The sequence below is a fragment of the Georgenia subflava genome (genome assembly GCF_009193155.1).
Lineage (GTDB): Bacteria > Actinomycetota > Actinomycetes > Actinomycetales > Actinomycetaceae > Georgenia > Georgenia subflava.
Genome location: NZ_VUKD01000001.1, coordinates 948,954 through 962,900 on the forward strand (window position 1 = coordinate 948,954; position 13,947 = coordinate 962,900).

The window sequence follows — 13,947 nt, forward strand, 5'->3', positions numbered from 1 at the left end:
AATGGCACCGGGGCACGCCGGCGGGCCACTGATTTTGTGCGCCGTCACGGGCCGCCGGTGACTGCGTCACGACCGCACCCCGGAGACCCTTCGCCGGCTGTCGGGGCGTCCCCTCGGCTGAGGCGGCCGGCGTTCCTCGACAGGGCGGCCAGCGTCCCTCGGGCTGAGGCGGCCGGAGTCCCTCCGTCAGGCGCTGGTCAGGAGGTCTGGTCCACCGGGCGCACGCGTACGACCAGGCCGCGGTGGTCGCTGTCCCCGCGGTCGACGACGAGCGCCTCGGTCGTCTCGAAGCTGTCGCCGTCGACGAGGACGTGGTCGATCGTGGAGCCGATCAGGGACGGCAGGCGGGCCGGCCAGGTGGCGATGCCGCCGACGCCGCCGTCGACGGCCGCAGCGGTGCACCGGCCGAGGTCCTGCAGCGGCGCGTGGTCCAGGGTGGCGTTGAGGTCGCCGGCGAGGACCAGACCGGCAGGTCCCCGGTCGGTGCAGAGTCCCCGCACGGCCCGCAGGTCCCTGAGCCACCGGTCGGTGTTGTCCGAGGCCGGCGGCACCACGTGGACGCCGACGACGACGGGCCCGACCCCGGTGGCCGGCTCGACGCGCACCGCGCCGAGCTCGGTGGCCGGGCCGGTGGTCTGGACGTACTCGCCGAGGGAGGAGGAGACGAGCACCGCCGTCGCCCCGGTGACGTCCTCCCCGGCCGCGGCGGTGAACACCTGGAACGACTCCCCGCCGCCGGCGAGGAACGCGGCGACCTGGTCGGCCAGCTCGGCGCTCGTCTCGGTGAGGACGAGGACGTCGACGCCGTTCGTCTCCGCCGCCGCGGCGATGTCGTCCACCCCGGTGTCGCCGTCGCGGGTGTTGTAGCTCAGCACCGTCAGCGAGCCGTCACCCGGGTCGTCCGGGCGCAGCCCCGGGTCGGCGGTCAGCTCGGCCCGGTTGTCCAGGCCGCGGTCCCACAGGAACCAGCCGTGGCCGACCGCGACGGCGGCGAGGACCAGGCCGAGGACGAGCGTGCGGTTGCCGCCGTGGAACCCGACCTTCCGGACGACGCCGACGACCAGCACGATGATCGCGCTCACCGCGAAGACCCCGGCGAGCAGCGGCCGCAGGGCGATGACCTGGTTGACGGGGTAGGTGGTGGTCAGGCCGGCCCAGTCGTCGTTGACGCGGCCGAGCCACTCGGGGTCGAGCGTGAGCGCGGCGACGGCGGCCAGCACCAGGACGAGGACCCACCCGATCACGCGCACGCCGCCATCCAATCATCAGCGGGCGGCTCGTCCCGGGACTTCGGCGGCCCGCCGAGGTCGGCGCCCGGCCGCCACCGGAGGCCGGCCGGGATCCCGAGGACCGAGAGGGCGTCCGGACGATGGCACCTACCGCGGACGGCGCCGGCGCGGTCTGGGGTGCAGCAGGGTGAACGTCTCCAGCACCACCGGCATGTCCGGGGCAAAGGTGCGGCCGACAGCGGCGAGGGACTCGGTGAAGTACTCCTGGTGGCCGCTGCGCCAGTGCGCCAGCGACCGGTCGCCCTCCCCCTCGGCGGTGGCGTGCTCCTCGCCGACCTGGTCGAACGGCACGATCTCGACGTCGTCGGTGCGGATCAGGGCGCGCGGCTCGCCGGCGCCGTCGCACAGGATCGCCAGGTCTCCCGGGGTGGGCGGCTCCTCGTGGTCGGCCTCCCACTCCCACCGTGCGCTCGCCGTCGCCGTCTTCTCGCCGGCCAGCACGAGGTCGAGGAGCTCGTCGGCCATCTCGGCCGTGGACCCGAACGACCAGGCCGGCGGCACGAGCGAGGCGGTCGTGTCCATCCCGACGATGCCGTCCAGGTGGGTGAGGCCGGCGATCTTGCGGGCCTCGGCCCAGAACAGCTCGAGCGCCTCGTCCTCCGGCGGCGTGATCTCCATGGACCGAGTGTGGCAGGGGCTCAGCGGCGGTCTGCGAGGAACGTCCGCACCTCGGCGAGGATCTCCATCGAGATGCCGTGCCCCAGACCCGGCTGGACGAGCGCCGTGAGGGAGGTGTGGGCGGGCAGCCACGTGTCGGCCCGCTCGACGAGGAACGGGGCGATCACGGGGTCGGCGGCGCCGCGGGCGTAGAGCACCGGCGGGCGCCGGTCGGCCAGCTCGGCGTCGCCGTCGACCTCGCCGGGGGCGACGAAGCCGGAGAGGATCACCACGTGGTCGACGGCGGCCGGCCGGTGGCGCATGACCTGCATCGCCACGGCACCGCCCTGGGAGAACCCGAGGAGGCCGACGGCGGACGGGGCCTCGGCGAGCCCGTCGACCCAGTCCAGGACCGCGAGCGCGGCGGCATTGGTGCCGTCCTCGCGCAGCCGGTCCGTCGTCTCCGTCTGCCGGTGCCCCGCCGCGCCGGCGAGCTCGCCGTCGAGGGAGAACCACTCGTAGCCCATGGCGTTGGCGCCGGGTGCGCGCAGGGAGGCGACGACCAGGTCGGCGGGCAGGTGAGGGACGAGGGCGAAGAGGTCCTGCTCGTTCGAGCCGTAGCCGTGCAGGAGCACCAGCAGCGGGCGGTCCGCCCGCTCGCCCTCGGCGGCTGACCAGCGGACGGCGGCGGGATCGACGACGAGGGGCATGACTCTCCTGGGTGGTGGGGAAGGGGCTCGAGGGTGCCGGCCCCGGGGCACACCTGGTCAACCGCGTAGGGAGGCCGATCCATCCCGCCTCGAGGTGGCGCTGCTCACGGCGGGGCGCCGCGCAGGCCGGCCTCGCGGCGCGCGACGCCGATCATGATCAGGCCGGCGAGCGCGAACGCCACCATCATCACCAGCGCCATGGTGAGCACGGACCCGCCGAGCAGTCCGGAGAGCGGCGCACCGACTGCGGCCATGCCGAACTGGGCTGCCCCCACGAGGGCTGCGGCGCTGCCGGCGTCGTGGGACAGGCGTGCCAGCGCGATGGCGGGCACGGCGGGAAGCATCATGCCGACGGCGCCGACGGTCGGCAGGATGACGAGGAGCAGGGGAACGAGCCGGCCCGGCCCGGTGCCGACCCCCACAGCGACGACCGCGATCGCCGTCGCTCCCAGCAGTGCCGCGACGAGCGCGCCGCCGACGATGCGCAGCGGGCGGACACGACCGAGCAGGACGCCCGTGACCTGCGTGCCGAGGGTGACCATGACCGCGCCGGCCCCGAACACGAGGCCGTACTGCTGGGCGCTCAGTCCGTAGGTCTGCTGGAAGAAGAACGTCGACGCGGAGATGTAGGTGAACTGCCCGGCCATGGTGATGCCCGCGACGAGCACCAGCCCGAAAAAGGTCGGGTCGCGCAGCAGCGCCACGTACGAGCGGGTGGCCGCTGCCGTCCCACCTGTCCGGCGCAGCTCGGGCGGGAGCGACTCGGTCATCACCAGTGCCACGAGGAGGAGCAGGACGAGCCCGAGCACGGCGAGCACCACGAAGAGCAGGCGCCAGGAGCCGACGAGGAGCAGCTGCGAGCCCAGCGCGGGGGCCAGCACCGGCGCGACGCCGACGACGAGCATCAGCCGGGAGAGCGCACGGCCCACGACGTAGCCGTCGTAGGTGTCGCGCACGACGGCCATGGAGATGACGAGTCCGGCCGAGCCGACCAGCCCCTGGGCCAGACGGAGCACGAGGAGCAGCTCGATGCCGCTCGCGACGGCGATGCCGAGGGAGACGACGACGTAGACGGCGAACGCCGCCAGGAGGGGCCGCCGACGCCCGACAGCGTCGGAGACCGAGCCGACCAGCAGCTGGCCCAGGGCGAGCCCGACGAGCGTCGCCGTCATCGTCAGCTGGACCTGCCCCTTGCCGACCCCGAGCTCTGCGGCGATGACGGGGAAGGCAGGGAGGTAGAGGTTGATGGTGAGGGGCGCGAGCGCGGTGAGCGCGCCGAGCAGGACGAGGAGGCCGGCCCGGAGGCGCTGCCCGTCGCTGGTCATCGCCCGAGCGTAGGCCCGTGCGAGGCGCACTCCCTTCTTGCGCATCACACCTGCATGCCTCATTATCTGCGTATGCACGCAGATACGCAGACGCCTGACGACCTCCCCGGCGGAGAGCTCGTCGACCTCGCCGTGGAGATCTTCTCGATGCTCGCGGACGCGACCCGGGTGCGCGTCGTGCTCGCCCTCGCCGACCGTGAGCTGTCGGTGTCCGACCTGGCCGCCACCGTCGGGAAGTCCCCCGCCGCGGTGTCCCAGCACCTGGCCAAGCTCCGGCTCGCACGCATCGTCTCCACCCGCCAGGACGGCACGCGGGTGTTCTACCGCCTCGTCGACGAGCACGCACGCAAGCTCGTCACCGAGGCGATCTTCCAGGCCGAGCACGCCGTCGGCGGCACGCCGCGGCACCACCAGGCCGCGCCGGCCGACGCCCGCGCACTCACCGACCGGGCCGACGCATGACCACCGGCGAGCGCCACTCGCACGAGACCCGCGCAGCGCTCCTGCGGAGCACGGACGCCGGCTCGCGCGACGGCCAGCACGACCACAGCCCCGACCACGACCACGGCCCTGCACATGACCACGGTCACGCGAACGACCACGACCACGACCACGACCACGACCACGACCACGGTGACGGCCACGCGCATGGCCATGGCCATGCCGACGATCACGACCATCCGACCGGGCTGCGGGGCTTCGTCCAGCACCTGTTCGTCCCACACAGCCACGACGCTGCCGACTCCATCGACGACGCGCTCGAGGCGAGCGAGCTGGGCATCAGGGCAGTCAAGTTCAGCCTGGTCGCGCTCGCGCTGACGGCCGGGCTCCAGCTCGTCATCGTCGCCGTCAGCGGCTCCGTCGCGCTGGCCGCGGACACGGTCCACAACTTCTCCGACGCGCTGACCGCCGTGCCGCTGTGGATCGCGTTCGTGCTCGGCCGCCGCCGGCCCACGCGCCGGTACACCTACGGCCTGGGTCGCGCCGAGGACCTCGCCGGCCTCTTCATCGTCGCCATGATCGCCCTCTCGGCGATCATCGCCGCCGTCGAGTCCGTCCGTCGTCTGATCGAGCCGCAGCCGCTGCAGAACCTGGGCTGGGTGCTCGCCGCAGGCATCATCGGCTTCGCCGGCAACGAGGCGGTCGCCGTCTACCGGATCCGCGTCGGTCGCCGCATCGGCTCGGCGGCGCTGGTGGCCGACGGCGTGCACGCCCGCACCGACGGCTTCACCTCGCTGGCGGTGGTGCTCGGCGTCATCGGGGTGTGGCTGGGATTCCCCGTCGCCGACCCGGTCGTCGGCCTTCTGATCTCCGCCATGATCGCCGTCCTGCTCTGGGGCACCGCGCGCGACGTCGGCCGTCGCCTGCTCGACGGCGTCGACCCGGGCCTGACCGAGCGCGCCGAGCGGTCCCTCGCACGCGTGCCCGGAGTGGCCGCGGTGGACGTTCTCCGGCTCCGCTGGACCGGGCACCGCCTCGACGTCGTCACCGAGGTGCGGGCGGCCTCGGGTATGACGCTGCACGGCTTCGCCACCCTCGCCCGCGACGTCGAGCACGCCGTGCGCCACGAGCTGCCGGGCGTCGGATCGGTGGTCGTCGCACCGTCGACGGCGTGAGTATCAGCGCGGGCGGCCGATCAGGTCGCGGAGCGCGTCGCCGGCCCGGCCGCCGAAGGGGCGGCGGACCCACCGGTCCGGCTGCTCGTGTCGCAGCCGGGCCCGCTCTGCTGCGCCTGCAGCCTCCTCGAGACGGACGCGCGCGATGATGTCGTGCGGATGACCGATGTACGGATCCATGGTCGTGTTCCCCTCAGGCTGCCGGTGCGTGGGAGTGGCGACGTCCCGTTACGGGTCCGTCATCCTCTGAGACGGTCCTGACGGCGTCGGTGTGAGGTCGCCCGGCCGTGCGGTCCGGCTGCCGCACGGCGCGCGGGCGACCGAGAATCTCCTCGCCCGCTCCGGCGCTGACTACCGACCGCCGGATGGCGGAGTGGTCCACGTCGTCCCTGCGGACGGCCCGGATCACGAAGAGCGCGTACCCCAACCAGGAGAGCGCGGCGATCGACCAGATGACCAGTGAAATACTCATGGCAGGAATTCTTCGCCCACATGATCTCTGCCACCAGTGGCAGAGATGCCGTTACCCATCGATTTCCTGCCATGACCGTGGGAGGATGGGGCCATGATCAGCAACGTGGCCGTCATCGTCATGGACGGGGTCGAGCCCTTCGAGCTCGGCGTCGCGTGCGAGGCGTGGGCCGTCGACCGTTCTGAGATGGGCCTGCCGACCTTCGACCTCGCGGTCTGCGCCGCACGTCCCGGAACGGTGCGCACGGGTGCCGGCTTCGGCATCCAGGTCGAGCACGGGCTCGAGCGCGTGGCCGCCGCGGACCTCGTGGTGGTGCCTGCGGTCAAGGGCCACCCCGACCCGCCGGCCGACGTGCTCGACGCGCTGCGGGCCGCACACTCGCGCGGGGCACGGGTGATGTCGGTCTGCACCGGCGCCTTCGCCCTCGCCGCGGCCGGACTGCTCGACGGACGCCGCTGCACCACCCACTGGATGTACACCGACGAGCTCGCCGCCGCCTACCCGGCCGCCGAGGTGGTCCCGGAGGTGCTCTACGTCGACGACGACCTGGTGCTCACCAGCGCGGGAACGGCCGCCGGCATCGACGCCAGCCTGTACCTGTGGCGCGAGGAGTTCGGCGCCGCCGCGGCCAACCTGGTCGCCCGCCGCATGGTCGTCCCGCCGCAGCGCGAGGGCGGGCAGGCACAGTTCATCCAGAGCGCGGTGCCCAGCTGCGACACCGAGACTCTCGGGCCCGTCCTGACGTGGATCGTCGAGCACCTCGACTCCGAGCTCGCGGTGGAGCAGCTGGCTGCCCGCTCGACGATGTCGCCGCGCACCTTCGCGCGCCGGTTCCGGGCCGAGACCGGGACGACGCCGCACGCGTGGATTGTCGCCCAGCGCGTGCACCGAGCCGAGCAGCTCCTGGAGGAGACAGACCGGTCGGTGGACCAGATCGCCGCCGACGTCGGCTTCGGCAACGCGGCAGCGCTCCGCCACCACCTGGGCCGGGTGCGTGGCCTGAGCCCGCAGCAGTACCGCCGCCGCTTCCGTCGCACCGAGCCCCTGGCCGTCGGGGCTACGGCCCGGGCCTGAGTGGCGAGGCCGCTATTGCGGACGACCGACGCGGCGTCCATCGGTGACAATGGGTCACCGTGAGCGAGGACCAGAGCAACGAGGAGCGGGCGGCGCAGCCGTCCCCCGCCGGTCCGCGCACCCCTCGCCGTCGACGCGGCGGCCGCGGACGTTCCACCGGCAACGTTCGAGCCGCGGAAGCCGGAGCCACCGACGCGACGAGGACCGCCGAGCCGGAGAGGCGCGCACCCACCGAGGGACGCGACGCACCGCGCCAGGGCCGGTCCGACGGTCGGGCCGATGGTCGTCGGCGAGCAACCTCCCGCGGCGGCTTCCGGCCCTGGTCGCCCGAGCAGCTCGAGGCCCGCCAGGCGGCGCTCCCCCGCATCACCTACCCGGAGCAGCTGCCCGTCTCCGCCCGCCGCGAGGAGATCGCCGAGGCGATCCGCGACCACCAGGTGGTGATCGTCGCCGGTGAGACCGGCTCGGGCAAGACCACCCAGATCCCCAAGATCTGCCTCGAGCTCGGCCGCGGCATCACCGGCACGATCGGCCACACGCAGCCGCGCCGCATCGCCGCCCGCACGGTCGCCGAGCGGATCGCCGAGGAGCTCGGCGTGGAGATGGGCGGGGCCGTCGGATACCAGGTCCGCTTCACCGACCAGGTCTCACCGACCACACTGGTCAAGCTCATGACCGACGGCATCCTGCTCGCCGAGATCCAGCGCGACCCGCAGCTGCGCCGCTACGACACGATCATCGTGGACGAGGCGCACGAGCGGAGCCTGAACATCGACTTCATCCTGGGCTACCTCGCCCAGCTGCTGCCACGGCGCCCCGACCTCAAGGTGGTCATCACCTCCGCCACCATCGACTCCGAGCGCTTCGCCGCCCACTTCGGCGAGCGCGAGGCCGGCCGCGTCGACGGCGAGCCGGTCCGGCCCGCGCCGGTCGTGGAGGTCACCGGACGCACCTACCCCGTCGAGATCCGCTACCGCCCGCTCGTCCCCGACGAGGACGGCGACGGGGACGACGACGGAGGCGGCGACGGCAAGGACACCGCCGGGCCCCGGCGCTCCGGCCCAGGACCCGCCGGCGGGAAGCAGCCGCCGCGCGAGGAGCCGCTGGACCAGACCACCGCGATCACCCAGGCCGCCGACGAGCTCATGGCCGAAGGTCCGGGCGACATCCTCGTGTTCCTCTCCGGCGAGCGGGAGATCCGCGACACCCACGTCGCCCTCGCCGAGCACCTGGGACCGCGCTACGTCGCACCCGGGACCGCGCGGCAGTCCGCGCACGCCGTGGGCGCCGTCGAGGTCGTGCCGCTGTACGCGCGGCTGTCCTCCGCCGAGCAGCACCGGGTGTTCGAGGCGCACACCACCCGGCGCATCGTGCTCGCCACGAACGTCGCCGAGACGTCCCTGACCGTGCCGGGCATCCGGTACGTCATCGACCCCGGCACCGCACGCATCTCGCGCTACTCCACCCGCACCAAGGTCCAGCGGCTGCCGATCGAGCCGGTGTCCCAGGCCAGCGCCAACCAGCGCTCGGGCCGCTGCGGCCGCGTGGCCGACGGCATCGCGATCCGGCTGTACTCCGAGTCCGACTACGCCGCCCGGCCGGAGTTCACCGAGCCGGAGATCCTGCGCACCTCGCTGGCCTCGGTGATCCTGCAGATGGCCGCGCTCGGCCTCGGCGACGTCGCCCGGTTCCCGTTCGTCGACCCGCCCGACACCCGTGCCGTGCGCGACGGCGTCCAGCTCCTGCACGAGATCGGCGCCCTCGACCCGACCGCCGAGGACCCCCGCCGCCGGCTCACCGACGTCGGGCGCCAGCTCGCCCAGCTGCCGATCGACCCGCGCCTGGGCCGGATGCTCCTCGAGGCGCAGCGCAACGGGTGCGCCGCCGAGGTCATGGTCATCGTCGCCGCGCTGAGCGTGCAGGACGTCCGCGAGCGCCCGGCCGAGCACCAGCAGGCCGCGGACGAGAAGCACCGCCGGTTCACCGACCCCACCTCGGACTTCCTCGCCTACCTCAACCTCTGGCGCTACCTGCGCACCCAGCAGCGCGACCTCACCGGCTCGGCGTTCCGGCGCCTGTGCCGCGCCGAGTTCCTCAACTACCTGCGGGTGCGCGAGTGGCAGGACGTCGTCGCCCAGCTGCGCCAGCTCGCCAAGCCGCTCGGCCTGACGATGAAGCCGATCGCCCTGCCGCACGAGGGCGAGATCGCCGCGACGGCGGAGAGCACCCACGACGCCCGGCCGGACTCGGCCAGGGCCGCCGTCGCCGTCGGCCGCTCGGGCGAGGCGGTCAGCGCGGACGCCCTCCACCAGTCCCTGCTCGTCGGGCTGCTGTCCAACGTCGGCTCCTACGACGAGCGCAAGCGCGACTACGCCGGAGCGCGTGGCACCCGGTTCGTCATCTGGCCGGGCTCCGGGCTGGCGAAGAAGACCCCGGCGTGGGTGATGGCCGCCGAGCTGGTGGAGACATCGCGGCTCTTCGCCCGCACGGTCGCGCGCATCCAGCCGGAGTGGGTCGAGCCGCTCGCGGAGCACCTGGTGAGACGCACCTACTCGGAGCCGTACTGGTCCACCAAGCAGGGCGCCGCCATGGTCAAGGAGAAGGTGCTGCTCTACGGCATGACCCTGGTGGCCGACCGCAACGTGCTGCTCGGCCGGCTCGGGGACCTGCCGATGGGGGACGTCACCGCCGGCGAGCTGGCCCGGGAGATGTTCGTCCGCGAGGCGCTGGTCGGCGGGCAGTGGCGCACCCATCACCAGTTCTACGCCCGCAACCGCGAGCTGCTCGCCGAGGCCGAGGAGTACGAGGCCCGGGCACGCCGGCGCGGCCTGGTGCTCGACGAGGACGGGCTGTTCGACTTCTACGACGAACGCGTCCCCGAGTACGTGGTCTCCGCCCGGCACTTCGACTCCTGGTGGAAGAAGGCGCGACGGCAGGACCCCGAGCAGCTCACCTTCACGATGGACCTGCTGGTGCCGGACGCCGGCGCCGTCACCGGCGCGGACTTCCCCGACACGTGGCACCAGGGCGACCTCACGCTGCCGCTGACCTACCAGTTCGAGCCGGGCAGCTACGCGGACGGCGTGACCGTGCACGTGCCGGTGGAGGTGCTCGGCCGGCTGCGGCCGGACGGCTTCGACTGGATGGTGCCGGGTCTGGCCACCGAGCTCGCCACGGCGACCATCAAGGCGCTGCCCAAGAAGACCCGCGTGCAGCTCGTGCCGGCCCCGGACGTGGCGCGTGGAGTGGTCGACCTGCTCCCGCCGTGGTCCGACGTCGCCGGCGCCCCCGGGGTCGGTCCCGACGCACCGACCTACCAGCAGGCGTTCGGCGACGCCGTCCGTCGCCTCCGGGACGTCGACATCCCGGACGAGGCCTGGGACGAGGAGCGGCTGCCGGACCACCTGCGGATGACCTTCCGCGTGCTCTCCGAGCGTGGCGCGGTGCTCTCCGAGGGCAAGAACCTCGTGGCGCTGCAGCGTGAGCTGGCCCCGCAGACCCAGCAGGCGGTGCGCTCGGCGGTGCGCGGGGCGGTGCAGGTGGCCATGGAGGAGGCCGCGGCACGATCCGGGAGAGACCTGGCGGGGCCTGGCACCGACCGCGCGACCGGCGGCCGCGGCGGCCCGGACACGCCGGGCGACGGCGACGCCGTGGTGCAGGCCGGCGCGGCGGCAGCTCCGGTCATCCCCGAGCAGCACGACCTCACCACGTGGCCGGAGCTCCCGGAGGGGGCGATCCCGCGTCAGGTGGAGTCCCCCGGGCCGCACGGCCTGGTGGTGCGCGGCTACCCGGCCCTCATGGAGGTTCCCGGGCCGCGCGGCGGCGCCAAGGCCGGCGCGCCGACGGCGAGCGTCGCGCTGCGGGTGCTCGCCGACGCGGCGGAGCAGGCCCGCGCGCACCGGCTCGGGCTGCGCCGCCTGGTGCTGACCGAGGCCGCCCTGAACGTCCAGCGGGTCACCACCCGGTGGACCGGGAAGCAGGCGCTCACCCTGGCGGCGAGCCCCTACCCGAGCACCGAGGCGCTGGTCGCGGACGTGCAGCTCGCCGCGGTCGGGGCGCTGGTCGACGAGTGGACGGCGGAACGTGGCGGTGGCCAGGTGCGCGACGTCGAGACCTACGGCCGGCTCCTCGCCCACGTGCGCGGGGCCCTCGAGGACCGCGTGCACCGGGTCGTCGGACAGGTGGTCGCGACGCTTGACGCGTGGCGAGAGCTCGAGGCGGCGATCAAGGACGCCACCTCGATGTTCCTGCTCAACACGCTCACCGAGGTGCGCGACCAGACGGCCCGCCTGGTGTTCGACGGCTTCGTCTCCGCGACCCCGCCCGGACAGCTCGTGCACCTCCCCCGCTACCTGCGGGCCGCGCAGCGCCGGGTCGAGCGCGCGCAGGTCAACGTGCACCAGGACGCCAACCTCGCGTGGACCGTCGGCGAGCTCGAGGACACCTACCAGGCGGCGGTCGACGCCGCCGACCGGCTCAGCCCGGACCCGGCCCGCGACGCCGCGCTCGAGCACGTGCGCTGGATGATCGAGGAGCTGCGGGTGAGCCTGTTCGCCCAGCAGCTCGGCACCCCGGTGAAGGTCTCGGAGAAGCGCATCCGCAAGGCGCTCGCCGAGGTCTGAGCGACGGCGCCCCGTCGTCGGCAGCGCTACGGCGTCCCGTCGTCGTGCCGGGCGTGACGGAACGGCGACGCGGCCAGCAGGAGCGCCACGACGACGAAGCCGGCGAGGGCGATCCACATGGTCGGGCGGTAGCCGAGGGTGTCGGCGAGCAGACCTCCGACCGGTGCCCCGACCACGATCATGGCGCGGTTGACCGAACGCATGGTGGTGTTCATCCGGCCCTGCAGCTCGTCCGGCGTGACGGCCTGCCGGTAGCCCATCTCGTTCGCGTTCTCGGCGCCCATCGTGAAGCCGTAGACGAGCTGGCCGGCGGCCAGGACCGCCACCGTCGTCCAGCGGTCGCCGTCGGCCGGGGCCAGCGCGATCACCACCCAGCCCAGCGGCATCACCAGGCGGGCGGCGATGACCGCCCGACCGGCTCCCCAGCGCATCCCGATCCTGGTGGAGAGCAGGCTCCCGACGAGCGCCCCGACGCCCGCGCCGGCGAGGGCGATCCCGAGCTCGGTCGCGGTGAGGCCGAGACCGACGAGCACGAACGGGACGAACACCGTCACGAGCATGCTGTTGAACAGGAACCAGCCGTGGGTGCTCAGCGCCTGCGGCGCAAGAGTGCGGTGCCGGTAGACCCACCGCACACCTTCGGCGACCTCGGCCCAGAGGTTCACCGACGCGCGGCGGACCTGCGTCGTTGACTCCTCGAGCCGGATCCTGGTGAGCGTCACGGCCGAGAACAAGTAGCTGCCGGCGTCCACCAGGACGGCGAGCGGGGCCCCGAGCACTGTGACCAGCCCGCCGGCGACGGCCGGCCCGGAGGTCTGGACCACCGCGCCGACCTGGTCGAGCCGGGCATTGGCCGCGAGCAGCGACGAGCGGGGCACCAGCCGCGGCAGGAACGACTGGGACGCCGCGTCGTTCAGCAGGGACAGCAGCCCGAAGGCGGCGACGAAGGCCACGACGACCGGTACGGAGAGCCGGTCGAGCGCCCAGAGCAGCGGGATCAGGCCGAGCAGCAGCGCACGGCCGAGGTCGGTGACCACCATGATCGGCTTGCGGCGACGGCGGTCCACCAGCGCCCCGATCACGAGCCCCAGGACGAGGTACGGCAGCCAGCGTGCCGCGTTCACGAGGCCGACGTCGGTCGCCGAGCCGCTCAGCGTGACGACGACCAGGACCTGCAGGGCGAGGGTGGTGATCTGGTTGCCGAGGCCGGAGACGCTCTCGGCCGTCCAGAAGGCCAGGAAGCCGGGGAGCCGGAAGACGTCACGGGGTTCGGACTCACGACCCCCGTGCTCCGTCACGGACCCCATGATGTCGTCCGCGAGGTCGCGAGATCCACCTGCAGGCCGGCTGTCGGTGCCCACGGGACCAGGGCGCGGAGATCATGACCCACCTCCTGGACCTGCGGTGGCCCGCGTGATGAACTCCATCTGCGCCTGGGTGGGGCCGCCGTGCTCGCGCTCGATGGACTCGGAGTTCTCGGCATGCATCGCGTAGAGCGAGTCGCGCATCTGCTCGTCACCGCGGTGGAACTGCTCCAGCAGCGCGAGCCACTCCCGCCCCAGGCCTCGTCCCTCCGCGCTCGCCGGGTCCACGCCGTCGTCGACGGCGCGCTGTACGCGGGCGATGAGCTCGGGCCAGGCCGCCTGCACGGCGGCGATCTGCTCACCCTCGTGCTCGCGCCGCTCGGCGAGATCGGCGAGCTGCTGCTTGGTGAAGTACTTCTTGACTGTCTCGTCCACGACGATCACTTTCCTGATCAGTGCGAGGAAGTCAGCGCTCCGGCGGTGCTCGGTAGACCCGGCCGCGGCGATCATCGCGCCCAGCTCGGCCCGCAGGCGACGCAGGGCGGCGAGCTGGTCGTCTATGACACGCCGGTGCTGCTCGAGAACGTCCTCGAGGAGCGACGAACCCTCCAGCAGCGAGCCGATCGTGGGCAGCGGGACACCGAGCTGACGCAGGGCGATCACCTGGTAGATCCGCTCGACGTCGGCGCGGGCGTAGAGCCGGTGCCCCGATGCCGTGCGGCCCGAGGGCACGACCAGGCCGACCTTGTCCCAGTGGTGCAACGTGCGCACCGTGAGACCAGTCGCCCGGGCGAGCTCCCCGACCTTCCAGCTGTCCTGCTCCACCGTGCTCCTCCGACTTCCACCGGCACCTTTCGCGCCGGTGATGTGGACGGTAGGTCCTGACGCTACGTGAGGTTCAAGCGCCGGCCAGACGTAGCCCCTCGTCCTTGCCGGCT

11 protein-coding genes are annotated in these 13,947 nt (G+C 73.3%); 4 read left to right on the forward strand and 7 right to left on the reverse strand.

Features of this window, described 5'->3' with window-relative positions:
- Positions 1–197 precede the first annotated feature (197 nt).
- From GD748_RS04310 to GD748_RS04325, 4 genes are all read right to left on the reverse strand, one after another.
- On the reverse strand, positions 198–1,250 hold the full coding sequence (locus GD748_RS04310) for an endonuclease/exonuclease/phosphatase family protein (protein WP_193312805.1): 1,053 nt from the start codon (positions 1,248–1,250) through the stop codon (positions 198–200).
- A 126-nt stretch (positions 1,251–1,376) separates the two neighbouring features.
- Positions 1,377–1,907 carry an ASCH domain-containing protein gene (locus tag GD748_RS04315; RefSeq protein ID WP_152193919.1) on the reverse strand — a complete coding sequence of 177 codons (531 nt, stop codon included), beginning with the start codon at positions 1,905–1,907 and terminating at the stop codon, positions 1,377–1,379.
- A 20-nt stretch (positions 1,908–1,927) separates the two neighbouring features.
- Entirely contained in the window at positions 1,928–2,596 is a 669-nt protein-coding gene (locus GD748_RS04320) for an alpha/beta hydrolase (RefSeq protein ID WP_152193920.1), read from the reverse strand.
- A gap of 104 nt (positions 2,597–2,700) precedes the next feature.
- Positions 2,701–3,921: a Bcr/CflA family efflux MFS transporter gene (locus GD748_RS04325; RefSeq protein WP_193312806.1), complete on the reverse strand. Its 1,221-nt coding sequence runs from the start codon at positions 3,919–3,921 to the stop codon at positions 2,701–2,703.
- A 72-nt stretch (positions 3,922–3,993) separates the two neighbouring features.
- Between GD748_RS04325 and GD748_RS04330 the strand changes: the two genes are divergently transcribed.
- Both GD748_RS04330 and GD748_RS04335 read left to right on the forward strand, forming a co-directional pair.
- The gene (locus GD748_RS04330) at positions 3,994–4,383 is read left to right on the forward strand and encodes an ArsR/SmtB family transcription factor (RefSeq protein WP_152193922.1); all 390 of its coding nucleotides are present in this window, start codon (positions 3,994–3,996) and stop codon (positions 4,381–4,383) included.
- Entirely contained in the window at positions 4,380–5,537 is a 1,158-nt protein-coding gene (locus GD748_RS04335) for a cation diffusion facilitator family transporter (protein WP_152193923.1), read from the forward strand. Before GD748_RS04330 ends, GD748_RS04335 begins: the two co-directional genes overlap by 4 nt.
- 3 nt (positions 5,538–5,540) lie before the next feature.
- On the opposite strand, the gene GD748_RS19405 is transcribed toward GD748_RS04335, so the two are convergent.
- Positions 5,541–5,717: a hypothetical protein gene (locus GD748_RS19405; RefSeq protein WP_193312807.1), complete on the reverse strand. Its 177-nt coding sequence runs from the start codon at positions 5,715–5,717 to the stop codon at positions 5,541–5,543.
- A gap of 385 nt (positions 5,718–6,102) precedes the next feature.
- Between GD748_RS19405 and GD748_RS04340 the strand changes: the two genes are divergently transcribed.
- Positions 6,103–7,083 (forward strand): helix-turn-helix domain-containing protein, encoded by a 981-nt coding sequence (locus GD748_RS04340; RefSeq protein ID WP_152193924.1) that lies wholly within the window; start codon positions 6,103–6,105, stop codon positions 7,081–7,083.
- 59 nt (positions 7,084–7,142) lie between these two features.
- Positions 7,143–11,705, forward strand: coding sequence for an ATP-dependent RNA helicase HrpA (gene hrpA / locus GD748_RS04345; RefSeq protein WP_152193925.1), 4,563 nt, complete (start codon positions 7,143–7,145; stop codon positions 11,703–11,705).
- A gap of 26 nt (positions 11,706–11,731) precedes the next feature.
- Here hrpA and GD748_RS04350 read toward each other — a convergent pair whose 3' ends face one another.
- Together GD748_RS04350 and GD748_RS04355 are read right to left on the reverse strand one after the other, a co-directional pair.
- Entirely contained in the window at positions 11,732–13,003 is a 1,272-nt protein-coding gene (locus tag GD748_RS04350; protein WP_226920745.1) for an MFS transporter, read from the reverse strand.
- 81 nt (positions 13,004–13,084) lie between these two features.
- Complete coding sequence (locus GD748_RS04355) at positions 13,085–13,834, reverse strand: MerR family transcriptional regulator (RefSeq protein WP_226920747.1); 750 nt, start codon at positions 13,832–13,834, stop codon at positions 13,085–13,087.
- Positions 13,835–13,947: the final 113 nt, after the last annotated feature.